Origin of the sequence: Segatella copri (genome assembly GCF_019127135.1) — a bacterium.
Taxonomy (GTDB): domain Bacteria; phylum Bacteroidota; class Bacteroidia; order Bacteroidales; family Bacteroidaceae; genus Prevotella.
In genome coordinates this window covers 18,582-42,423 of sequence record NZ_JAHOEA010000021.1, presented here as the reverse complement: position 1 = coordinate 42,423, position 23,842 = coordinate 18,582, and the positions used below count along the sequence as shown (strand labels likewise).

The window sequence follows — 23,842 nt, the reverse complement described above, 5'->3', positions numbered from 1 at the left end:
TTTTATGTGATACATTTTTGTTTTTAAAAGTTTCGGCAGCAAAGGTACTGCAAATCGAAGACAATACAAAATAAATTGCGATTTATTTATATTGTTGAGATGCAGCGTACCTTATTCAAAGGTACTAATAATAACTCTGCTCGCCAAAACTTCTGCTGAAAAATCTCTCTCGCTCGCTATATGAAAGCATCTTTAGTTGTAGCAACTCTCACCATGCTCATAGATATCGAGACCTTCTTCCTCGATTCGCTTATCAACACGGAGACCAGCAATCTTCTTGATACCCCAGAAGAGGATGATACCTGTTACGGCTGCCCAAAGGTCGATGCAGAGGATACCGAAGCACTGAGCACCGAAGAATCCGAAGCCACCACCATAGAAGGCGCCACCATCAAGGGCGAAGAGACCAGTCATCAAGGTACCGAAGATACCACAAACACCATGTACTGAACTTGCACCTACAGGGTCATCAATATGAAGCTTTGTATCAATTAACTCGATAGAGAATACCAAGATGATACCTGCCAAGAGACCGATGATGGCTGAACCCAATGGACTAACCAAATCGCAACCAGCAGTAATGGCTACCAAACCAGCCAAGATACCATTCAATGTCAATGAGAATGATGGCTTGCCATACTTGATCCAAGATGTGAACATGGTACCCAAACCACCGCAAACTGCAGCCAGGTTGGTTGTCAGGAATACGTGACTGATAGCAACACGGTTAACCTCACCAGAAGCAGCGAGCTGAGAACCAGGGTTGAATCCGAACCATCCGAACCAGAGGATGAATACACCAAGGGCAGCAGCCATGAGGTTGTGACCAGGGATAGCCGTGCTCTTGCCGTTGCGATACTTACCAAGACGAGGACCTAAGCAGATGGCACCAACCAAGGCAAGTACACCACCAACACTATGTACGATGGCAGAACCTGCGAAATCATGGAAGGCTGCACCGAAGGTGTTCATCATGAACGAACCTGCCTCGCTGTTACAAAGCCAACCGCCACCCCATGTCCAGTGACCCTCTACAGGGTAGATAATCAATGAGATGAAGAATGAATAGATGCAATACATGGAGAACTTGGTACGTTCTGCCATAGCACCTGAAACGATGGTAGCACTAGTAGCGCAGAATACGGTTTCAAACATCAGGAAGCCTTCAGTAGGAAGACCGGCTGCATTTGTATAGAAAGACAAATCACCGAAGTTAGGCATACCGATGAAACCGGCACCATCACTACCAAACATAAATCCGAAACCTACGAACCAGAAAAGAACAGAACCAATCATGAAATCGACAAAGTTCTTAAACAAGATGTTCGCGGTGTTTTTACTACGGGTAAAGCCCGCCTCGCAGAGGGCAAATCCCGGCTGCATGAAAAAGACCAACATGGCTGCCAAGAGCATCCATACGGTATCTACTGAAATTCCTAAATCCTGTACACTCATAATCTTTACCTTTTAAGAAGGAATGTTAAATGTTAAGTTAGCATACGTCCACTTAGCACTCGATACTCTCACCTAACTCCCAAACATTCCGATTTTACTATTAATTCATCCAATTCAGTTAACATTTAACATTAAACACTTAACATTAAATATTTTATTTCTCCTGCTCAGCATTATAGAGAGCGATGTCGCCTCTTTCACCTGTACGGATTCTTATGGTATCCTCTACAGGAATTACAAAGATTCGACCATCACCAATCTCGCCTGTACGGGCAGCCTCCTGGATGGCATTAATCGTTTTCTCTACGTTCTTGTCGCGCACGACAATATTCAGCAACACTCGCTCAATACTGCTGGTATCATACATGACACCACGATAGATTCGAGCCTGTCTCATCTTGCCCTCTCCTCTTACATCGTAGTAAGAGAACCACTCGATGTCGGCGGCAAGCAAAGCTTCCTTTACATCCTCAAACTTAGTCTTACGGATGATTGCTTCAATCTTTTTCATGTTAATCTCTCCTATTAATTAATTTACATTTTGTTTATTTTCTGGTGCAAAGGTACGACATTTTGCTTAATATTTTGTAATATCACTTACTTTTTGGTATTAGATTTTTCATTTAGTTATTATTTTGCATAGTTCTTTTTAAAATACAGAACAAAATGAAAGCAAATTACACATTATTCGTTTCATTTTGAAACAAACAACAAAAAGCCGCTTGAAAGGCCCCAAAGACCCCTCAAGCGGCAAACCTAAAAACAAACTCTCAACCCTAAAACTAGGGTTACTTTATTATTTGAACTTAATCTTATACCCGTATTTCCGCATATATCTGAGTTTTATAACGGAAATTTTATTTTGCCTTTATTTTGAATGTAAATTCACGATCAGCATAATGGAGACGATACTTCTCCATAGGCTTGGTCATCCAACTGTCGATGCAGCCCAAAGGATACTGGCATTTCTGGATATGCAACTGCACGAGTCCCTTATCCACCAGATCACCACTGTGTTGTCCCCATGCATGCGTCTTCTCGATACCAGAATCCAAATCCTCTACCAGATAAGGGATGGCACTGCACTCCATAGGTTCATACCCCTCGAAGGTAATCCCCTTGCCGGTGGTTGGATTAAAGATAGAGAAATAGCGGATATCGGTATGGTTACCACTCTCCTGCGGACGGATATATGGATAATATTCATCCTTCACGTCAGACTCGTACTTGCCGATAAAAGCAGAAGAATGACGATCTACGTAGTTTTCTTCAGGACCTCTACCATAATACTCGAGCTTAGAGAAAGTAGCAGGCATCTGCAACTGCAGACCGAATCTGAACAGATCGGCAACCTGAACCTCCTTGTCGGTAGTCATCTTCTGAGTAACATTCACCTCGCCCGCAGCACTGATGTCATAGCGGAGCATCAGCTGAGCTTTCACTTCAGGCATATCGAAGAGAGCTGTCAGCACCACATTGTCCTTACTCACATTTTTGTCGAAAGACTTCAGAGTCATCTGTGGGTTCTTCCATACTCTCATCTCCTTCTGCAGAGATGCTCCATAGTCATTATCGGTAGGAGCACGCCAGAATTCCGGAGTCATACTCTCACGGAACTTCAACATCGGTTCACCATCTACATCGAGATAATCTATCATACCCGTCTTCTTGCCTATGGTAACAGACATTCTCTGTGCGCTGACCTTCACATAAGAGTTGGTTTCCTCCACCTCCATACTGTTTGTCTCCTGCACCTTACCCTTCTTGGTTGGTGCAGCAGCAACAGCAGGAACCGCCGGTTTGGCAAACTGATAATCACTGATGATAAACTGCTGACGAGCCATCACCTGGCCCTTGTCTACCAGCGGCTGTGTGCCATCGCTTGCAAAAGCAAAGTTAAGAACAATCTCCTCCTTTGCATGCTTCGATTCAGCCTCAGCCACCGCATACTTCAGTTCATCACTCTTGATCAGTTTGGTAGCCTGAGGAGCAATACCCTTTGTTTCAGGAATCTCAACTGTAGCCAGTTTCACACCATTGGCATAAACCGTAGCTGTCAGGTTCAAGTCATCGATATTCCTGAAGAAGTTCTCGTTGTAAACCTTGAAAGCACCATTCACAGCATCCAGGTCCTTAATCCATACATTCTGATGATAGTACTGAATCTCGTAAGCATGAGGATTCAGACGGCGGTCTGGAGCAATGATACCATTACAGTTGAAGTTATAGTCACTTGCCGGATAGCGGCCGTAATCTCCACCATAAGTAAAGATTTCCTTACCGGTGACAGGACTCTTGTCACGAATGCCCTGATCTACGAAGTCCCAGATATAGCCACCCTGATACTTAGGATACTTACGGATGAGGTCCCAATATTCCTTGAAACCACCTTCCGAATTACCCATGGCATGAGCATATTCGCACTGGATGTACGGTTTAACACCATCACTCTTGCAATATTTCTCACTCTCCTCGTAGTCGATATACATCGGACAGTAAATATCGGTCTTGCTGTCATAACCGCCACGCTCATACTGAACAGGACGGGTCTTGTCGAGCGCTTTCACCCAGTCATAGGTCTTTTCGAAGTTGATGCCGTAACCACACTCATTACCCAAACTCCATACGATGATAGAAGGGTGATTGATAAAACTTTTCACATTACCTTCATTGCGCTCGATGTGAGTCTGGAGATACTCAGGGAACTTAGCAAGTGATTTCTCCCCATATCCCATACCATGAGATTCGAGGTTAGCCTCAGCAGTAAGATACAGTCCGTATTCATCACAGAGTTCATACCAGCGAGGATCGTCAGGATAATGGCAGGTACGAACCGCATTGATGTTCAACTGTTTCATGATTCTGATATCCTGAATCATGCGCTCTACACTTACCACATATCCACCATCCGGATCCATCTCATGCCGGTTGGCACCCTTAATCAGTACAGGCTTGCCGTTCACCAGCAACTGGGCGTTCTTGATTTCCACATTGCGGAAGCCCACCTTCTGCGGAATCACCTCCGCTACCCCCTGCTTATTCTTCAGAGAGATGTATACCTTATATAAATAAGGTGTCTCAGCAGTCCAAGCCTTCACCTTCGGTACTTTGATTACACCCTGAGTTCCGGTAGCCGATGCTATTTGCTTGCCATCCTTATCGCACAAGGCAACAGTCACATCAGTCTTGCCACCCTTCAGCGCTACCTGATAGTTCAGGATACCATCCCGATAATTATTCATCAAACCGGCATCAAGACGGATATCGGCAGCATGAAGTTTCGGACGTGCATAGAGATAAACCTCACGGGCTATACCAGTAAAGCGCCAGAAGTCCTGATCCTCGAAATAAGAACCGTCGCACCAGCGCATCACCTGCATAGCTATCAGGTTCTTGCCCGGCTTCAGATACTTGGAGATATTAAACTCGGCAGCCACCTTGCTGTCTTCACTATATCCCACATACTTGCCGTTCACCCAAAGGGTCAGGTTGCTGGTAGCCGAACCTACATGGAAATAGACATCCTTGCCCTTCCAGTCCTTAGGAAGTTCGAAGGTACGACGATAAGAACCCGTATAGTTGTTGAGTTCGCTGATATAAGGAGGATTTGGGTCAAACTGGGTAGCCCAGGCATAACCTACATTCTTATAAGTAGCATCTCCATAACCGTTCAGTTCGAACAGCCCCGGTACAGGGAAATCCTTCCACTCCGAATCGTCATAGCTAGCTGAAAAGAAGTTGGCAGGACGCTTGTTATGATCCTTCACAAAGTTAAACTTCCACATGCCTTCCATCGAAAGATAGTTGGCCGACTTCTTCTTATCAAACCCCTGTGCTTTGTCGAGGGTCTCGTATGCAAAGAAAGCAGCACGGCGAGGTTCGCGGTTCTGCTGGTTGATATCCACATTATGCCAGCGCGACTCATTCTGAGCCGCCACGCCATTGCTGACAGACAGCAAGGCGAGGCAAAGCGATACATTTGCTATATTTCTGATGCTCATATCTGTTTTATTATTTTCTGAAAAACATAGAGTTATCTACTGGTGTAAACTTCTGTTCGCTGTCCTTGCGCATTTCAATGCCGAGACTGCTCCACCATGAAGGCCAGCCGCCAACGATATTGCTGAGGAAAACCACCTTGAAAGGATGCAATCCCTTAGCCAATGCTACAGAAGTATCATGATTGGTACCAGCCTTCACATCCCCCTCGTTGCTGATCATGAGTTTGTTATCTATCCAAACCTGCTCCAGACGGGAAGAGAGATAATAGACACCATCCTCCGGAATATTGATGTAGCCCTCAGCGATGGCAGCATAATTATTGGCACCGCGCAAGGTAGCAGCATCATCCTTCTGCTGAATCTTCATCTGCTCCAAGCCCTCGATGTTTGCACACTCCCAGGCAGCATCAGCCCATTCCAGCTGGTCAACCTTCAGATAGTTGCCCTTAATGCGCTTCATCTGCAACCCAGGTTTTGCGCCCTCCACCTTAACAGCAGGAGCATAAGTCTGCTTCTCAACATCAACGGTTCTGATACGGCTCATCTTGCCTGAAGGCAATACGGTAGCTATCTTGATGATGGCATTTCCACTCACCCTGATAGGCTCTGCATAAGCCGAAGAAGAAGGAGTTGGTGTACTTCCATCCAATGTATAAACCATCTTCATAGGACGCGAGGTGGTAAAGGTTACTGCAGTATCCCCAGTAATGACCACCTTATCGCAAGAACCGAAAGGCTGCTCAGGCAATGGGATATGATAACGGATATGGCGCTCGTCCAGACGAACACTGTTTGCATCCAGTCGGCGGCAGAAATCCTTGAAGTTTTTCCTGCTCACTGGCGACCATGCAATCTCAGAGAGAGCAATGGCACGAGGATACATCATATACTCCATCTTGGCATTGGAATACATATATTCCGACCAGTTGTTACACTGAACGCCCAGGATATGATGAGCCAGTCCCAACGCCTTGATGGTATCAGGTACCGGATTATAATTATAGGTAGAAGCCAGATATCTAGGAGGACTAGGAATGGTTACAGGCTCCACCTTGCTGTCGCCCTGATACCAGTCGAGATACATACCGTCGCTGCCCGGCGTCATGATGACATCATGCTTCTGCATGGCAGCCTCGATACCTCCTTCCGTTCCACGCCATGACATCACGGTAGCATTCTCACTCAATCCGCCTTCCAGAATCTCGTCCCATCCGATAATCTTTCTGCCACGCTTCTCCAGCATTTTCTCTATGCGCTTGATAACGTAGCTCTGCAGTCTTTCCTCAGCCGAATGCTTTCCTTCAGCCTGCAAGCCCTCTGTCTGAATACGCTTCTGACAGGTAGGACAGTTTTTCCAACTGGTCTTCGGACACTCGTCGCCACCGATATGGAAGTACTTACCTGGGAAGAGAGGAACAATCTCACTAAAGATGTCATCCAGGAAGCGGAACATATCTTCCTTGCCCGGACACATCACGATATCCTCTACCCCCCAAACAGTTCTCAACGACCACTGCTCACCTTTGCATGAAAGATAAGGATAAGCAGAGATAGCTGCCATCATGTGACCAGGAAGGTCGATTTCCGGAATCACGGTAATATAGCGCTTGGCAGCATAATCCACTATTTCCTTAATCTGCTCCTGGGTATAGAAACCGCCATAAAGAGAGCCATCGCCCTCGGTACGGATACTGCCCACAGAAGTAAGTTTAGGATATTTCTTGATTTCGATACGCCAGCCCTGGTCTTCCGTCAGATGGAAGTGCATGGTGTTCACCTTGAACATAGACATCAGGTCCAGTTGCTTCTTCACATTCTCGACAGAAATGAAATGGCGGCATGGATCGAGATGGAATCCACGGTAGCCGAAGCGTGGAGCATCCTGGATATCACAGCATTGTGCTACCCATTTCACTCCATCCACCCGGGTTGCGCTCTCTATCTGGGCAGGGAGTAACTGCATGAAACTCTGCATACCGTAGAAGGCGCCCTTGGCGGTCTTCGCCTTGATAACAACCCCCTTGGCGGTTACGGTAAGGCGATAACCTTCCTCGGCAATTTTCAGCGAAGGAGAAATCTGTATAGAGATATTCCCCTTTTTTCCACCTACCGTTACCTCATAACCTGTAGAAGCCTTCAGTTTGTCTGCCATGTACTGGGCGATATTTCTGCCTTCAGCCGTCTGGTAAGCGATTACCACCTTCTGTGGCAATACGAACTCCCCTTTCTGTACCTGAGTCTTCACCGGTATCGGGATAATATTAATATCGGCAGCAGATGCCGGAGTAGAGATACCACCCAGCATCGCTGCACAGGCTATAAACGAGCCTAATAAACGATTGAACTTTGCCATAACATTAAATATATTAATAAAGTATTACAATGGTTTGTACTCCACGAAAGCCTCCATGGCCTCATAGCATGCCAGACCCAACTGGTCGTAGAGCGATGCAGTAGCACGGTTACGGTCCTCGGCTCTCTGCCAGAACAGGCGCTCATCATTACCCAAGAAAGGAGCACTCTCCATCTGCGACTGATGCTTGAGGATAGAGTTACGCTTTGCCCGCAACTCCTCAGGGCTCAATGGAACACACATTTCGATATTCTCAATCTCCCATTCAGCCCAGGCACCACGATACATCCAGATGCGACAGTCCTTCAACCATTCTGCACCCGCTTTCTTCTCTTCGTCGATAGCTGCCAGAACGGCATCAGTACACTTCTTGTGGGTTCCGTGAGGATCAGCAAGGTCGCCGGCAACATAAATCTGATGTGGCTGCACCTTCTGCAACAGAGCTCTCACTATCTCTACATCCTTCTCGGTCATTGGTAACTTTTCTATCTTGCCGCTCTCATAGAATGGCAGGTCGAGGAAGTGGACATGGTCAAGCGGAATATCATTATAGGTACAAGCGATACGAGCCTCACCACGGCGAATCAGTCCCTTGATGGTCAGGATATCTCTTGTATCGAAATCACTCTCCTTCTTCTTGGCAAAGAAGGTCTTGATTTCCTTATATTTATTAGAGATGATACTATCCTTTGAGTCAGCAAAGAGTTGGTTGAAACCATTGATAAAGTGCATGAATCTTGTTACTTCCTCATCACCCACAGCAATGTTTCCTGATGTTTCGTAAGCTACATGCACATCGTGGTTCTGCTGTACCAGTCGACGGATGGTTCCTCCCATAGAGATAACATCATCGTCTGGGTGTGGAGAGAATACGATAACCTTCTTTGGGAATGGTGTTGCACGCTCCGGACGATAGGTATCATCGGCATTTGGCTTACCACCTGGCCATCCGGTAATGGTATGCTGCAAATCATTGAAAATCTTGATATTGGCATTGTAGGCAGAGCCATAGAGTGCCAGAAGTTCACTCAGTCCGTTCTCATTATAATCCTTATTGGTCAACTTCAGGATAGGCTTGCCGAGTTTCTGGCAGAGCCATACCAGTGCCGAACGCACCAGTTTATCACTCCACTGGCATGAAGTTACGAGCCATGGATGCTCGATACGCGTCAGATGGTGAGCAGCACCCAGGTCGATGACAACATGTGCATTCGGATGAGTCTGAAGGAAGGATGCCGGTAGGGTATCTGTGATAGAGTTCTCCACCACCTTCTGCATAATCTCAGCCTTCTCTTCGCCCCAGGCTGTCAGATAGATGCTCTTGGCAGAGAGTAAGGTAGCGATACCCATGGTGAGCGAACATGGAGGAATGGTTTCCTTGGTCTGCTCGCTGTTCTCCATCTCTTCGCGAGAAGTATTGCCGATGAGGATAATACGGGTCATCGACTGGATGCCCGAACCTGGCTCATTGGCAGCAATATTACCCGAACGGCCTATACCTATAAGGGCTACATCGAGACCGCCAAAGGTCTTGATACGCTGCTCATAAAGACGACAACTGTCCTGTACGGCATCCTGTGCCACAAAACCATCCAGTGTAAAGATGTTCTGCTCAGCCACATCCACATGATCAAGGAAACGCTCCTTCAACTGGTTGATGGTACGGAGAGAACTGTCCTTCTGGAGCGGATAATATTCGTATGCATTGAATACAACAACATTGCGGAAGCTCAGGGTCTTCTCGTTGTAACGGCGAACGAGTTCATCGTATACAGAATAGAGAGAAGAACCGGAACCCAGCGCCATCACATAGAATTTGCCTTCCTGCTGTGCTGCCTTGATACCAGCTTCTATTTTATCAGCTACATGACTGGCACCTTCTGCCATAGAGGCAAAGATATCTGTATGAATCTTCTCCATTCTGGAGATTTCAGAATATTCTACAGTCGTCTTTGGCCTGTAGAACTCTACAGGTACTTTATTGAGTACGATTTGTGAACTAAGATTGAGTCTCATATCTTTATCTATATTTAAATCGGTTATGTTATATTTTCTTTTTTAAAATGACGGATTAGAGTTCAGATGCCATTGCTGCAGCACCCAGGATGGCAGCCTTGGCACCATCCAGTCCGCTCATCAGGAACTTAGCCTTACCTTTATATAATGAGAGCACATGCTCGTTATATGCTTCTTCAATAGGACGGAAGAGCAGATCGCCAGCCTGTGCCAATCCTCCGAAGAAGATAAAAGCCTCCGGGCTCAGAAAGGTAGCTATCTCTGCACAGGCCTTGCCGATTCTTGTACCGGTTTGTCTGAACACTTCCTGTGCCAGTGTATCTCCTGCCATGGCTGCCTTATAAACTGCATAAGATGTAATTTCTTCCCTTGGAATATTTCTCAGTTCAGTTGCCCCAGTTGATGCTTCGAGCATGGCCAAGGTAGTACGGACCACACCTGTAGCCGAGCAGTAGGTTTCCAGACAGCCCTTTCTGCCACAGCCGCATGGTCTTCCGTCAGGATCCACCACCATGTGTCCCAACTCACCGGCGAAACCGTCGCAACCATAAATCAGCTGCCCGTTAGCCACAATACCCGATCCTACGCCTGTTCCGAGAGTGAGTTCTACGAAGTTTTTCATGCCAACCGCAGCACCATATTTCATTTCTCCCATAGCAGCCGCATTTGCATCATTGGTAATAGCAACCGGAATGCCCAGTTTCTCTGCAAACATGTCAGCCAGCGGTACAATACCCTTAGCCCATACCAGGTTTGCTGCATTTTCAATGGTCCCCTTGTAATAGTTACCACAAGGAGCACCGATGCCCATGGCACGAATTTTCTCCATACCACCTACCTGTTCTACTATCTGCATCACAGCTTTTACCGACTCCTCTACGTATTGTTCCACGCTTTGGAATGTCTGGGTCTTGATTGAGGTTGTAGCTATTATTTCTCCGTCCCCATCAACGATGCCGAAAACGGAATTGGTTCCACCCAAATCCAAGCCAATCACTAAAGACTTTACATCGTATTCCATACTTCTTTTAATTAATAGGTTAAAATCGAAAAATAACGATGAGCGATACAAACTTCTATTTATTAAATTCTTTATTAACGCTCAGCTCGTTACTAAAATATTTTATTTTGCAAAGTTACTAGTTTTATCAAACACTGCAATGAAAATAGCGTTAATATTTCTAAAACAGAAACATTTTTTATACTTTAAGTCTCCTTACGGCTGAAATACCTGTACTTTGTTCGCATCTGACACCGATTAAGTGTAACCCCCCTTTTGTGCACTTACGCATCCAACCTCTCTATATATATAATAAGGTATAGAAGAAAACAGAATGTCCGAAAACGACGAAAAGTATACTATTTTTCGCTGTTTAAGTTTTATTAACATCAAAAATATTGTACCTATACAGAAAAACCTTATCTTTGCAAATAAAAAATATTAGTTATGAAAGCTGACTTAATAAAATATCTTAGAAAGATAAACAAAAAGCCCTCAGTTCAGGGCAAACTCCTGGAGCAGTTTATCTCTCACGGAGCCTCCACCATCCCAGAGATGTCGAAGGCTATCGGAGTTAGCTTACCGACAACAACAAGTGCCCTCAACGAGTTGATAAAAGAAGGACTCGCCAGAGAGATTGGAAAAAAAGACAATTCTTCGGGACGCATCCCGATGGTTTACGACCTCGTTCCAACAGCAGGCTACTTCATCGGCGTCAATCCTGAGATGAACTGCCTGGCACTTGCAGCAAGCGACTTCGCAGGCAATCTGATTACCGAAAAAACAAGAGTGCCTTACGTATATGAGAATTCTCCTGAAAACCTGGAAGAGATAAGCAGAATCATCAATGAGTTTATCGGAAGCCTTCCTGTTTCAAGAGAAGAAATACTTCAAGTTTGCGTGAACGTGGCTGAGCGCGTGAATCCTGTACAGGGAAATGCCTACAACATGTTCACCTTCCTGAAAGAATCATTGGCCGACAAGTTGACCCAGCTCATACAGCTACCTGTATGTATCGAGAACGATACCCGGAGCATGGCTTTCGCTGAGTTGATTAAGGGACAGTGCAAAGGCCTGAAAGACGCCATCTTCGTGAACGTATGCTGGGGCATCGGAATCGGAATCATCATCGACGGCAAACTCTATTACGGAAAGTCGGGATATTCTGGCGAATTCGGTCACATGACTGCCTACAACAACAACATCATCTGCCACTGCGGCAAGATAGGTTGCATAGAAACAGAGGTTTCGGGCAGAGCACTCAAAAGGAAACTCATCGAGAAGATAAAGGAAGGAAAGACTTCCATCCTCTCTGAAAGAGTTCTGAAAAAGAATGAAGACCTATCACTCCAGGATATCCTGGACGCCATAGCAAAGGAAGATGTACTGAGTCTTGCCACACTGCAGCGCATAGCAGATGAACTTGGCAAGCAGCTGGCAGGAGTCATCAACATCTTCAACCCAGAAATGCTGGTCATCGGAGGAGAAATGTCGGTTACAGGCGACTACCTCACGCTACCGGTAAAGATGGGTATCAAGAAATTCTCTCTCAACATCATGAATGAGGATTCTAAAATCGTTACCTCAAGTCTGAAAGGTCTTGCAGGAATCACGGGAGCCTGTCTGATGGCAAGATACCGGCTTCTGAATGAGAACATCGACAAATAAGGAATTTAAACAACCAATACAAAACCTATTTTAAGTATGAAGAAGTCTCTTCTTGTTGCACTATGCCTGGGGCTGGCAGCCATAACAGCTGCCGCCCAGCGCAACTACAGCCAGGTAGATCCCATCCAACCTGTGCCAACCGCCAAGCAGATGGCATGGCAGAAACTGGAAACCTATGCTTTTATCCATTTCGGCCTCAACACCTTCAATGATAAGGAATGGGGATACGGAAATTCGGATGTAAAGACCTTCAATCCTAAAAAACTGGATTGCGAACAATGGGCAAGAACCCTGGTTGCTGCGGGCATGAAAGGAGTCATCATTACTGCCAAACATCACGACGGCTTCTGCCTCTGGCCTACACGCACCACAGATTACTGCATCCGCAACACACCTTATAAGAATGGTGAAGGTGATGTGGTAGGAGAACTCTCCCAAGCATGCAAGAAATACGGTTTGAAATTCGGAGTTTACCTCTCGCCTTGGGACAGACACCAGGCAAGCTACGGTTCTCCCTACTACCTGAAGCTCTACCAGCGCCAGCTCAAGGAACTTCTGAGCAACTACGGCGAACTTTTCGAAGTATGGTTTGACGGAGCCAACGGAGGAGACGGCTGGTACGGAGGTGCCGAAGAAAGCAGAACCATCGACAGAAGGAACTACTACAATTTCCCTAGGATTTTCGAAATTGTTGACAGTTTACAACCCAATGCCACTATTTTCGGTGATGGCGGGCCGGGATGCCGATGGGTAGGAAATGAAAATGGATTTGCAGGCGAAACCTGCTGGTCTACAATACCATCCGACACCGTCTATCCAGGCTTCAAAGACTACAAACAGTTGCAGTTTGGATGGGAAGACGGCGACCAGTGGACACCAGCTGAGTGCGATGTCTCTATCCGCCCGGGATGGTTCTACCATGAGAAAGAAGACAGTAAGGTAAAAACCGTTGAAGACCTGTGCAATCTCTACTACAAGAGTGTAGGACACAACGCTACCATGTTACTCAACTTCCCGGTAGACAAGGATGGACTCATCCACCCTATCGACTCTGCAAATGCAGTAAACTTCCACAAGAAAATCCGACAAGAATTATCAGTCAATCTACTGAAAGGCATCATACCTAAAGTAGACAGTCAGCAAGGCAAGCACATTGGCAAGAATATCACAGACGGCCAGTATGACACCTTCTGGGCTTCTAAAAAGAAAAAAGATGCCTATATCGAGTTTCAACTCGGAAAACCAAAATCTATCACACGCCTCATGCTCCAGGAATACATACCTCTGGGGCAGCGCGTAAAAGCCTTCTCAATCTATTACCGACAAGGCAAGAACTGGGTAAGGCTCGACCCTAAGGAAGAGACTACCACTATCGGCTACAAGCGAATACTTCGCTTCGATAAGATTACAACAAGTGGCATCCGCATCGTAATCGACGATGCAAAGGGATGCCCTTGTATAAACTCTGTTTCAGCATTCTAATAACTAGAAAGAAGTACGAAAAATTTTATAACTAACAATAAATAATAGCCCTATGAACAAAAGAGCAAATTTGTATTTTGCAGCGCTTTTAGGTGCGATGTCACCTCTTTGCACTGTTTCTGCATTGGCTGCTCAAAGCAATTCTACCATTGCTACAGCTACCCAGCAGCAAAACTCATGTACAGGTACTGTTAAAGACGCTACCGGAGAACCTATCATCGGCGCTACCATCAGAATCGAAGGTAAGACCGGTGGAACCGTAACTGACCTGGATGGTAACTTCGCCCTCAACAACATCGAAAAGGGTGCCAAACTTACCATCACTTATGTGGGTTACAAATCACAGACCCTCACATGGAGCGGTAGTCCGCTCAACATCACTTTGCAGGATGATGCCAACATGCTTGAAGAGACCGTAGTCATCGGTTACGGTACAGTAAAGAAGGCTGACTTGGCAGGTTCTGTGGCAGTTTTGGACAGCAAGAATTTCAAGGACCAGCCTGTTGCACGTGTTGAGGATGCCCTCAACGGACGTATGTCTGGTGTGCAGGTAATGTCAAGCGGTGTTCCTGGTGGAGCCATGAAGATTCGTGTACGTGGTACAAGCTCTGTAAACAAGAGCAACGACCCTCTCTACGTAGTAGACGGTATCGTTCGCGAGACAGGTCTTGAGGGTATCAGCCCTGAAGATATCCAAAGCATCCAGGTTTTGAAGGATGCTTCTTCTACCGCCATCTATGGTGCCCGCGGTGCCAATGGTGTTGTTATGGTACAAACCAAGAGCGGTTCTGCCGGTGCTACCCAGGTAACATTCGATGCAAGTTTCGGTATATCTAACGCTTACCACATTCCAGAGGTAATGGGAACCAAAGAATATGCACAGGCTTTGATTGACTACAAGGGTGTAGCCAAGAGTGCCATGCAAGGTTATCTTGACGGAACCAAACCAGGTATCGACTGGATGGACGAGTTGCTCCAGACTGGAATCACCCAGAACTATAAGGTAGCAGTTTCTCAGGGCAATGAGAAGACTCAGACCTACTTCTCTGCCAACTACATGGACCAGAAGGGTGTTATCACAGATACAAAATCAAGACGTTACGCTATCAAGGCTAACATGCACAATAAGATTTTCGACTGGTTAGAGATGACCACAGATATCAACCTTGCTCAGACCGACAACTCTGGTGCAGGTTTTGCGCAGAACCAGTCTAACCCTATCTGGGTAGGATTGAACTACTCTCCAACGATGGAAATGATGGCACCTAACGGCAACTACAATGTGGATCCTTACAACTGTATTCAGAACAACCCTTACGGTATTCTCCATGATGGCGACAACGACCGCAAGCGTACCATGGTAACCGGTCACATTGACCTGAAGTTCAAACTTCTCAAAGGCTTGACATTCACCACCACAAATGGTATCGACTATAATGATTATAAGTGGTACAACTTCACTTCAACCAGAGTAAATGTTTCAGGTAACTCCATGACAAATGGCGATGCTGCAGTAACCGCTTTACAGTCTACCAACAATTTGACTTACATGGGCAAGTGGGGCGAGCACGCATTGACAGCTACCGGTGTATGGGAAGTTTCTTCTAACGAGGTTCGCAAAATGCAAATGACCGGTACCGGTATTGCCCACGAGCAGTTAGGTTACTGGAATATCCAGGATGCAGCTTCCAAGAATCCGACTAATGGTTACAGCAAGTGGACCATGCTCTCTGGCGTTGCCCGCGTCATGTACAACTATGCCGACCGCTACATGCTGACCGGTACATTCCGTGCCGATGGTTCCAGCCGTTTCACCAACAAGAAGTGGGGTTACTTCCCATCTATCGCAGGTGCTTGGACTGTTTCTAACGAAAAGTTCTGGGAGCCTATCAGAAATGCAGTAGACTACATGAAGATCCGTGCCAGCTATGGTATCATCGGTAATCAGGACATCGCTCCTTATTCTACTCTTGGAACTTTGGAATCAACAGGTTTCTCATACGGAACAAACCAGTCTTATACAGGTTACTGGGCAAACAGTTTTGCTACACCAGACCTGACCTGGGAGAAGGTTCACCAGTTTGACCTCGGTGTTGACCTCGGTTTCTTCGGTAACCGTTTGAGCATCAGTTTCGACTACTTCAACAAGACCACCAAGGATGCCCTTTTGCAGACTGCAGCTCCAGGCTACTTGGGTGCAACCCAATATTGGGTAAATGCCGGCGAGGTAAACAACAAGGGTGTTGACGTAACCATCAATGGTCAGATTATCCAGACCAAGGATTGGTCATGGTCATCTACACTAAATGCCAGCTACATCAAAAACAAGGTAACCAAGATGACAGCCGATGAACCTATCATTTATGGTGAGAAGCCAGCTCCTGGTACTGTTGACCCATGTACTATCATCAAGGAAGGTGAAGCTATCGGTACATTCTACGGATTCAAGTGGGCTGGAGTAGAAAAGAACGACAAGGGACAGTATGTAGACATGTATTATGCAGCAGACGGAACCAAGACTGCTTCTCCAAATGCAGGTACAGACCGTTTCGTATTGGGTCGCTCAAATCCTGATGTCACATTAGGTTGGAACAATACCATTACCTATAAGAACTGGGACTTCAACATGTTCTGCAATGCAGCCTTCGGTGCAAAACGTTTGAATATCGTACGTTTCGCAATGAATGCAGAGGTTGGTGCTTCAAGATTCGTTACAGACAAGGATCACTTCAGTAATATAGGTGTAACAATGCCTACCATCGGTGCAGAGAACAAGAACTATGGTAATTCAGACAAGTGGCTCGAGAATGCCGACTACTTCCGTTGTGAAAATATCAGCGTAGCTTATACATTCCCACGCAGCGTAACCAAATTGGCAGACATCCGTCTTTCACTCTCAGCTCAGAACCTCTTCACCATCACAGGTTATAAGGGTATTGACCCAGCAGGTGCTTCTTTCAGTGATGCCAACGTAGACCGTGATAATGGTTTGGATATGGGTGCTTATCCTAATCCTCGTACCATCACAATGGGTGTTCGTGTAACCTTCTAAATTCAACAATCTTGTTGTTGTATTTAGAGCCTTATAACTAACCATAACTTACTATGACTGACTAAACATAAATCCTTGATTTTCAATACTCTTTGATTTTTAACACTTTCTGAGTGCTTTTTGGCAGTTCCCGATTTTCCACATATTTTTGCAGCGTATTTCTACCGTGGAGAATTTGCGGAGCTTTTATTTTGTCATATCGTGAACGTAGTTGACAAGGGTTTACAAGTGGTTACGATGAAGGACAGATTTGAAGCTGATAGACAAAAAGCGTTATATCGTGGACTGGGTTGACAAAGGTTGTCAATGGTTCACTTCCGTTTACTCCATCGGTGGAATACTCAAATTATGTAGAACATAACAATATCAAAGAGTATGAGACCGACAAGAAAATGTGAATTTTGTGGCAAAACATTCGTGCCAAGAAGCGGTATGCAGAAATACTGTTCCGAGGAATGTCAGGCAGAGGCAAAACGTCTTAGGAAGAAAAGACAGCAGGACTTGATTAACGGTATTGAGCCAATCATGGATCTGCAACATCAGGAGTATCTTACTTTCTCCAAAGCTGCCATTCTGATGGGATGCACCCGACAGTATATCTACAAACTTGTGGCTAACGGCAAGTTGAAGGCATCAAGATTGAGCAGCCGAATGGCATTCGTAAGAAAGGCTGATATAGAGAAGATGTTTGAGGGTCATCCCTACAAGCGTGTGGTTCCTGTCAGCAAGAGCAAGCTCAGTAAAAAGGCAAAAACAGAAAAGCCAACACAAAACCAGGAATCAACAAAAGGGAAAGAGGAGAATGAGGTGCTTGACTATTATTCTGGTGAGGAAGTTATGTCCATTTATAAGGTCAAGAAGTCTTGGCTCTACACCTCCGCCAAACGCAACCAGATACCAATGTGTCGTATTGCTGGCAAGAACTATTACAGCAAACGGCATATTGATGAGTTTTTCGGTACTGCCGTTGACATCCACAGCATCAAGGAATGGGTGACAGCTGATGATGTGGATAATGTTTTCAACATGAGCAAGTCGGCACTTAGGGCATATGCATATCGCCATAAGATACCCACTAAACGTGAGTACGGTCGTACCTATTACTCAAAGGAGCATCTTGAAGAACTGCGCAGGACTGACTTAATGAGCGATGACAGCTATTATACTACAGAACAAGTACAGCAGTTGTATGGTCTTACAAGTGCCAATATCTGCCATATAGTGAAAGTTCACCATATCAGCAAGGTAAAAGTGGGCGTAAAAAACCTGCTTTTGAAGACGGATGTGGAACGTGCAATGGCAGAAAGGGCTGCTAAAGGACTGTGAAAGCAAGTGATTTCAGTATTATCCATCAGTTACTATGAATAATTGGAGTCACGGATGCATCATTTTATTCCTTTGCAGCCGTGAAGAGACACTTCACCATGAATATTCATCAATAATACATATCAGTTATGAGCAACATTTGCAAGACCGTATCATTGCGTACACGTAAAATCAAGGACGGAAGCATGCTGTCCTATTATCTTGACTATTATCCAGGCTATCGTGACGAGAGCACGATGAAAGTCATCCGCCATGAGTCGCTTGGCATCTACATCTATGCCAAGCCAAAGAACCAGACGGAACAGAAGTACAACCTCAATCTTACGGCAAGAGCCGAGGCGATACGCTGCCGTCGCTTCGAGGCTATCGTCAACGAGCGTTACGATTTCTTCGACAAGGAGAAGATGAAAGGCGATTTCCTTGCCTATTTCAAGAAACTGGCAGACAAGAAGAACTCTAAGTGGCAACACGTTTATATGCACTTTCGTTCCTTCACGCAAGGCAAGTGTACCTTCGGGGAGATAAACGTGGACTTGTGCAACAGATTTCGGGAGTATCTGCTGACAGCGCCACAGGGACTGCATAAGAACAGAAAACTACATATCAACTCAGCAGCCAACTACTGGTCAACTTTCCGTGCTTCAATCCACACTGCCTATCGTGACCGCAAGATAAAGGAGAACCCGAACGGTTTCTTGGAGCGTATCGAGACAATCCCGACTGACAAGGAGCATCTTTCACAAGACGAGGTTATCCGCTTGGCATCTACACCTTGCTCTGCTCCTGCCTTGAAGCGAGCCTTCCTGTTCTCTTGCCTAACGGCTTTGAGAAAGAGCGACATCAAGAAGCTCACTTGGGAGGAGATACAGCCATACGGCAGCGATGGTGTGATGTATGTCACCACACGAATGCAGAAGACAAAGGACATCGTGCATAACCCAATCAGTGAGGAAGCCTTGGAACTGATAGGCTATTCACCAGATAAACGAGGTAAGGTGTTCCCTGATTTCAAAGACTCCATGACACAGGCACCGCTGAAAAATTGGCTGAAAGATGCAGGGATCACCAAGCATATCTCCTATCATTGCTCACGCCACAGCTTTGCCTGTCTCCAGTTGGACGCAGGAACAAGTATTGCGGTTGTGCAGCGTTATCTCGGTCACAAGAATGTGGCAACAACAGAGGTGTATGCCAAGATTTCCGATGCCCAGAAGCGTGCTTCGGTTGGCTGTATCACCTTGAAGAAGTAACCATTTGACAATAACACGCAGAAAAGGACTGTTGGAATGATAGTGTTCCAATAGTCCTTTTCTCATTTTGTTGGTTCTATTTGCTGTCGTGGATAGAACCAATTCGACAAATACATTCCAATTTCTGTTGATATTAAAGAGGAACTGCAAATATCCCTTTTCTTCATCCTTACCTTTGTAGCCAGTAATCAGCAACAACTGGCACTAACGAGCTGTTTCAAGTATGATTCAGAGTATGAAATCATATTAGAACGCTAATAAAGCGTAAAAGAAAGAGTGCCAGAGAACGTAAATGCTGTTTTTACATGCTTCTGCATCTAACTTTGTGGAAGTTTTTGAACGAATAACAATAAAACGAATACAATAATGATAGAAAACAAGACAACTTCAGATTGTACCATCTACGCTTTTGTTGGTACTGCAATTCTCGCCATCTCTCTTGTCGTGGCTATGTATGTAGGCAATGACTTTCACCAAAGTCTGTTTGTCGAGTCAATCATCTTTGTAGGGAGCAACATCCTGCTTTGGGCGATATTCATTTCCATGGTGAATTATCCCTATGAACTGATGACCATTGGTAGCAACAGCAAGACAAAGAAAAACGTTGTAGAAGCAGAGCCAGCAACGGAACAAGAACAGCCAAAGCAAACATTACCACAAACAGAGTCAGTACAATACAGTCATGAGGACTATGCCAAGTGTGTAGAGGCACAAGAAAAAGAAGCACAGGAGATAAAGGAAAAACGAACGAGAGCCGTACTTGACTATGTACATCGTACCATGTCAAGGTTTCTGTATGAGGAAGATTTGTACAAGGTAATTGAGGCTGTCAAGGAATGGAGCAACGACACCAACTATACCCCGATAGCAATAAACCGTTTCAAGGAGACGGTTGAGAATATTCCTTTAAGGCACTTCGTGTGGAATATCGCAGAACGTTTGGGTAAGCGTGATTACACAATGGCAATGCGAATAGCCTTTATCAAGGCTTTGTTTCCCAAAGCGTTTGAAGGCTTGGACTACAGCACATTGAAGAACCTGAAAGCGCCATGTTCCAATGATGTCATTCCGATTGTTGAGCCAGACAATGGTAGACATGATTTCCATGATGTGACAGAGAAAACTCCCGAATAATCCCCATTGTTAGAGTTATTCCTTCGTGAATGACAAATGACTGTCACGAACCTCAGTAACGGAAGCATCATTCTGTTCCTTTGTCCCAGTTTTTTTAGAACAACTTGTATATGACAAAGGAATTAACTTTCAACGACCTTCCAATGGTCGTTGCCCAGCTTCGGGACGAAGTGGTGGGCATGAAGCAGATGATCATCAGTCTGCAATCACAGAACAAGCCACACAAGGCTAATACGCACATACCTATGAGTGTGGAGGAAGCATCGGTATACCTAAAGATGCCGATGGCAACTCTCTACATGAAACTTGGAAACGGCAGCATTCCTGCCACCAAGCCGGGCAAGCGTTACTGCCTTTATCAAGATGAACTTGACAAGTGGCTGGAGACTAACCGCAAGAATCCTGTACCTCTCACAGCAGAGGAGGAGAATGCAGCCATTCTTGCAGGAAACAAGCGCAAGCCGAAACCCTTAAACTGGTAATGTCATGGATGCGCTTGAACTCTGCAACAAAATCAACATGGAAGCCGAGTCTTTAGCGGACTCAGGCTTCCCTCTTGAGGTATTTCCACAAAAAATGCAGTCCATCATCATAGACATGGTGGTGCACGGCAATTTCAAGGTGGATTATGTCGCCATGTCCATGCTGTCGGCAGCATCAGCGGCTCTTGGCAATACCTATCGTATTCACGTTAAGCAGGATTGGGACACGAATGCCGCCCTTTATATCATATTGGTTGGCAGACCTGGCATGGGCAAAACTCCACCATTACAGCTTGCATACAAGCCAATTCGGGAGTATGAACGAAAGCTGTTTGACAAGTTTTGCTATGAACTTGACCTATATGAGGCAGCATGTGCAACAAAGGAAAGCGGAAGCAAGGAAATGAAGAAGCCTATTCTGGAAAGGGTCACATTGGATGACTTTACATTGGAGGCTCTGGTATTGGAGCATTACAACAACTTGCGTGGCATAGCCATCAACTATGATGAAATTCTCGGACTGCTTGCCAATACAGACAGGTATGGGAAAAATCCCATGCTTGAACGCCTACTTTCCATCTGGAGCGGATGCCACTTGGAGAACACACGTGTCAAGAATGACCGCCCACAACGTGTAGAAGAGCCATGTGTCAACATCATCGGTACAACACAGACCAAACGAATGAAGGAACTGATGGCTTCCAAATTCATGGATACAGGTTTTCTTGACCGTATTCTGGTTGTATATCCCAAATCCAAGAAAGTTCCACACTGGCTGGATGAGGAAGACGGCCATGTGCGCCAGAGCGAGGCTTCAAGAAAATGGGCTGACATCATCGGGAAAATCTTTGGACTTGACTATGCAAGGTGTAATGACACAAATGAATGTTGTCCAAATATCCTTTATATGGACAAGGACGCACATTCCCTTTTCTTTGGTTGGTGGAACAGAAATGTGGATGCCATCAATGCCATAGAAGACGATGAAGATGTTGAAACGAGGGTGATGAAGCACAATACCCATGTCGCACGCATTGCCTTATTGCTCCAAGCTCTAAGATACGCCTGTGGCGAGAGCCATCTGCAAAGTATTGATGTGGATTCCATAGAAGGAGCATTACGACTCAATGAATACTGTGAGAATTGTTATCAACGCTGCCGAGCCTTTGTTGCTGAAGATACCTGTGATTCTATGTCCAAGGAGTTGCTGTATCTGTTGGAAGACAGTTTTGACACAAAAACAGCCATAAAAACAGGAATGGAGAATCTGCATGTTACAGACCGTACTGTGATGAACTATATAAAGGAGCTTATGAAGTCTGGACTAATCACAAAGGCAAAGAAAGGATTTTACGAAAAAGTAAAGTTCCAAACAGGACAGGCAACTGAAACATAAACCAACCTGTTTTCAGTATTCATTTGTTTCAGTTTTTCAGTTGACAAGTGCGTAACTGAAAACATGAAAGAACTGAAAGCTGAAATTCACCAATAATTCATTTCAGTTACGATGATGAACGAGTATAGATTTCACTTGGAGAAATACAGATTGGGTAATCGTTACACATGCCCGAATTGTGAGCGCAAGCGTTGTTTCACAAGATACATAGATGATGAGGGGGAAGTATCCTTCCCTGACAATGTAGGCAAATGCGACCATGAGCATAGTTGTGGGTATCACTATACTCCTAAAGACTATTTCCGTGAGCATCCAGACTTTCTGTCTAAGGACAAATTGCCATATCCGACAAGAAGGAATATCCAACCGAAAGTCGTAGAAAAGCCTATTTTCTATATCGCCAACGCTATTATGGAGCGTTCCTTGTCTCATTACGGAATCAATCCGTTATACCAGTACCTTTCCAAGGTCTTTGGTGAACAAGAGACAGAAAGGCTGATGAAGATGTATCATGTCGGAACATCCTATAAGTGGGGAGGCTCAACCATTTATTGGCAAGTTGACAAGGATGATAAGGTGAGGACTGGCAAGGTCATGCTATATAATCCCAAAGACGGACATCGTGTGAAAGAGCCACGTTCTTATGTTGGATGGGCGCATGCTTTTCTTCATCTTCCAGATTTCAACTTGTGCCAATGTTTCTTTGGTGAGCATTTGCTGGCACAGCATCCCACAATGTCGGTCGCTATTGTCGAGAGTGAAAAAACTGCCATAATCGCATCCCATTTCATCCCCAATTTCATCTGGCTGGCAACTGGAGGTATGCATGGCTGTCTCAACCAAATCGCTGTCAAGGTATTGGGAGGTCGGGACATCATTCTATTCCCTGACCTTGGAGCAACGGACAAATGGAAATCAAAAATTCCATTGCTGCAATCTGTTTGCAAAAGGGTTGTCATAAGCAACATCTTGGAAGACAATGCCACCGATGAACAAAAGACCAAAGGTCTTGACATTGCCGACTTCCTATTGATGACGGAAACACCGCAGATGGCGCTACAAAGGCTGATAAAGCAACATCCGCCACTCCAACATCTGATAGACAGCCTTGGGTTGGTATTGGTAGAAGAGTCATAGCAGAGTGGGTAAGGATCTGCGAGCACGCTTGCGTGACGGACTTTCACAAAAGTCCTAAACATAATAGGGACTTTTAGATTCACTTGCTGA

14 protein-coding genes and 1 pseudogene are annotated in these 23,842 nt (G+C 45.4%); 9 read left to right on the top strand and 6 right to left on the bottom strand.

The annotated features are described in order from the left end of the window. Positions 1–192 precede the first annotated feature (192 nt). The 6 genes from KSW37_RS07410 to KSW37_RS07385 all read right to left on the bottom strand — a co-directional run bounded on the left by KSW37_RS07410 (position 193) and on the right by KSW37_RS07385 (position 10,846). The gene (locus KSW37_RS07410) at positions 193–1,455 is read right to left on the bottom strand and encodes an ammonium transporter (protein WP_217313854.1); all 1,263 of its coding nucleotides are present in this window, start codon (positions 1,453–1,455) and stop codon (positions 193–195) included. Positions 1,456–1,609: 154 nt separating this feature from the next. Continuing rightward, a complete protein-coding gene (locus tag KSW37_RS07405) occupies positions 1,610–1,966 on the bottom strand; it encodes a P-II family nitrogen regulator (protein WP_022252389.1) in 357 nt (118 codons plus the stop codon). A 346-nt stretch (positions 1,967–2,312) separates the two neighbouring features. Next, positions 2,313–5,456: a glycoside hydrolase family 2 TIM barrel-domain containing protein gene (locus tag KSW37_RS07400; RefSeq protein WP_217313853.1), complete on the bottom strand. Its 3,144-nt coding sequence runs from the start codon at positions 5,454–5,456 to the stop codon at positions 2,313–2,315. 10 nt (positions 5,457–5,466) lie between these two features. After that, entirely contained in the window at positions 5,467–7,809 is a 2,343-nt protein-coding gene (locus KSW37_RS07395) for a family 20 glycosylhydrolase (RefSeq protein WP_217313852.1), read from the bottom strand. Positions 7,810–7,833: 24 nt separating this feature from the next. After that, complete coding sequence (locus KSW37_RS07390) at positions 7,834–9,825, bottom strand: glucosamine-6-phosphate deaminase (protein WP_217313851.1); 1,992 nt, start codon at positions 9,823–9,825, stop codon at positions 7,834–7,836. Positions 9,826–9,880: 55 nt separating this feature from the next. After that, on the bottom strand, positions 9,881–10,846 hold the full coding sequence (locus KSW37_RS07385; protein ID WP_217313850.1) for an ROK family protein: 966 nt from the start codon (positions 10,844–10,846) through the stop codon (positions 9,881–9,883). Positions 10,847–11,272: 426 nt separating this feature from the next. Here KSW37_RS07385 and KSW37_RS07380 point away from each other — a divergent pair, with 426 nt between their 5' ends. From KSW37_RS07380 to KSW37_RS07340, 9 genes and pseudogenes are all read left to right on the top strand, one after another. Beyond that, complete coding sequence (locus KSW37_RS07380) at positions 11,273–12,493, top strand: ROK family protein (protein WP_217313849.1); 1,221 nt, start codon at positions 11,273–11,275, stop codon at positions 12,491–12,493. Positions 12,494–12,529: 36 nt separating this feature from the next. Next, a pseudogene (locus KSW37_RS07375) lies at positions 12,530–13,972 on the top strand (alpha-L-fucosidase); the annotation flags it as partial. 55 nt (positions 13,973–14,027) lie between these two features. Beyond that, entirely contained in the window at positions 14,028–17,027 is a 3,000-nt protein-coding gene (locus KSW37_RS07370; protein WP_217313847.1) for a SusC/RagA family TonB-linked outer membrane protein, read from the top strand. A 375-nt stretch (positions 17,028–17,402) separates the two neighbouring features. Continuing rightward, positions 17,403–18,353 (top strand): helix-turn-helix domain-containing protein, encoded by a 951-nt coding sequence (locus tag KSW37_RS07365; protein ID WP_217313846.1) that lies wholly within the window; start codon positions 17,403–17,405, stop codon positions 18,351–18,353. Positions 18,354–18,481: 128 nt separating this feature from the next. Beyond that, a complete protein-coding gene (locus KSW37_RS07360; protein ID WP_217313845.1) occupies positions 18,482–19,603 on the top strand; it encodes a site-specific integrase in 1,122 nt (373 codons plus the stop codon). A gap of 366 nt (positions 19,604–19,969) precedes the next feature. Continuing rightward, on the top strand, positions 19,970–20,737 hold the full coding sequence (locus KSW37_RS07355; RefSeq protein WP_217313844.1) for a hypothetical protein: 768 nt from the start codon (positions 19,970–19,972) through the stop codon (positions 20,735–20,737). Between the two features lie 110 nt (positions 20,738–20,847). Next, entirely contained in the window at positions 20,848–21,219 is a 372-nt protein-coding gene (locus KSW37_RS07350) for a helix-turn-helix domain-containing protein (protein ID WP_217313843.1), read from the top strand. A gap of 4 nt (positions 21,220–21,223) precedes the next feature. After that, a complete protein-coding gene (locus KSW37_RS07345; RefSeq protein WP_217313842.1) occupies positions 21,224–22,615 on the top strand; it encodes a DUF3987 domain-containing protein in 1,392 nt (463 codons plus the stop codon). Between the two features lie 114 nt (positions 22,616–22,729). Then, positions 22,730–23,752 carry a DUF6371 domain-containing protein gene (locus tag KSW37_RS07340; RefSeq protein ID WP_217313841.1) on the top strand — a complete coding sequence of 341 codons (1,023 nt, stop codon included), beginning with the start codon at positions 22,730–22,732 and terminating at the stop codon, positions 23,750–23,752. Positions 23,753–23,842: the final 90 nt, after the last annotated feature.

Coding starts and splice junctions, on each gene's coding strand:
- KSW37_RS07390 (WP_217313851.1), bottom strand. CDS start 9,825: ATGAGACTCAATCTTAGTTCACAAATCGTACTCAATAAAGTACCTGTA.
- KSW37_RS07350 (WP_217313843.1), top strand. CDS start 20,848: ATGACAAAGGAATTAACTTTCAACGACCTTCCAATGGTCGTTGCCCAG.
- KSW37_RS07365 (WP_217313846.1), top strand. CDS start 17,403: ATGAGACCGACAAGAAAATGTGAATTTTGTGGCAAAACATTCGTGCCA.
- KSW37_RS07385 (WP_217313850.1), bottom strand. CDS start 10,846: ATGGAATACGATGTAAAGTCTTTAGTGATTGGCTTGGATTTGGGTGGA.
- KSW37_RS07345 (WP_217313842.1), top strand. CDS start 21,224: ATGGATGCGCTTGAACTCTGCAACAAAATCAACATGGAAGCCGAGTCT.
- KSW37_RS07405 (WP_022252389.1), bottom strand. CDS start 1,966: ATGAAAAAGATTGAAGCAATCATCCGTAAGACTAAGTTTGAGGATGTA.
- KSW37_RS07360 (WP_217313845.1), top strand. CDS start 18,482: ATGAGCAACATTTGCAAGACCGTATCATTGCGTACACGTAAAATCAAG.
- KSW37_RS07410 (WP_217313854.1), bottom strand. CDS start 1,455: ATGAGTGTACAGGATTTAGGAATTTCAGTAGATACCGTATGGATGCTC.
- KSW37_RS07395 (WP_217313852.1), bottom strand. CDS start 7,809: ATGGCAAAGTTCAATCGTTTATTAGGCTCGTTTATAGCCTGTGCAGCG.
- KSW37_RS07380 (WP_217313849.1), top strand. CDS start 11,273: ATGAAAGCTGACTTAATAAAATATCTTAGAAAGATAAACAAAAAGCCC.
- KSW37_RS07400 (WP_217313853.1), bottom strand. CDS start 5,456: ATGAGCATCAGAAATATAGCAAATGTATCGCTTTGCCTCGCCTTGCTG.
- KSW37_RS07355 (WP_217313844.1), top strand. CDS start 19,970: ATGATAGAAAACAAGACAACTTCAGATTGTACCATCTACGCTTTTGTT.
- KSW37_RS07340 (WP_217313841.1), top strand. CDS start 22,730: ATGAACGAGTATAGATTTCACTTGGAGAAATACAGATTGGGTAATCGT.
- KSW37_RS07370 (WP_217313847.1), top strand. CDS start 14,028: ATGAACAAAAGAGCAAATTTGTATTTTGCAGCGCTTTTAGGTGCGATG.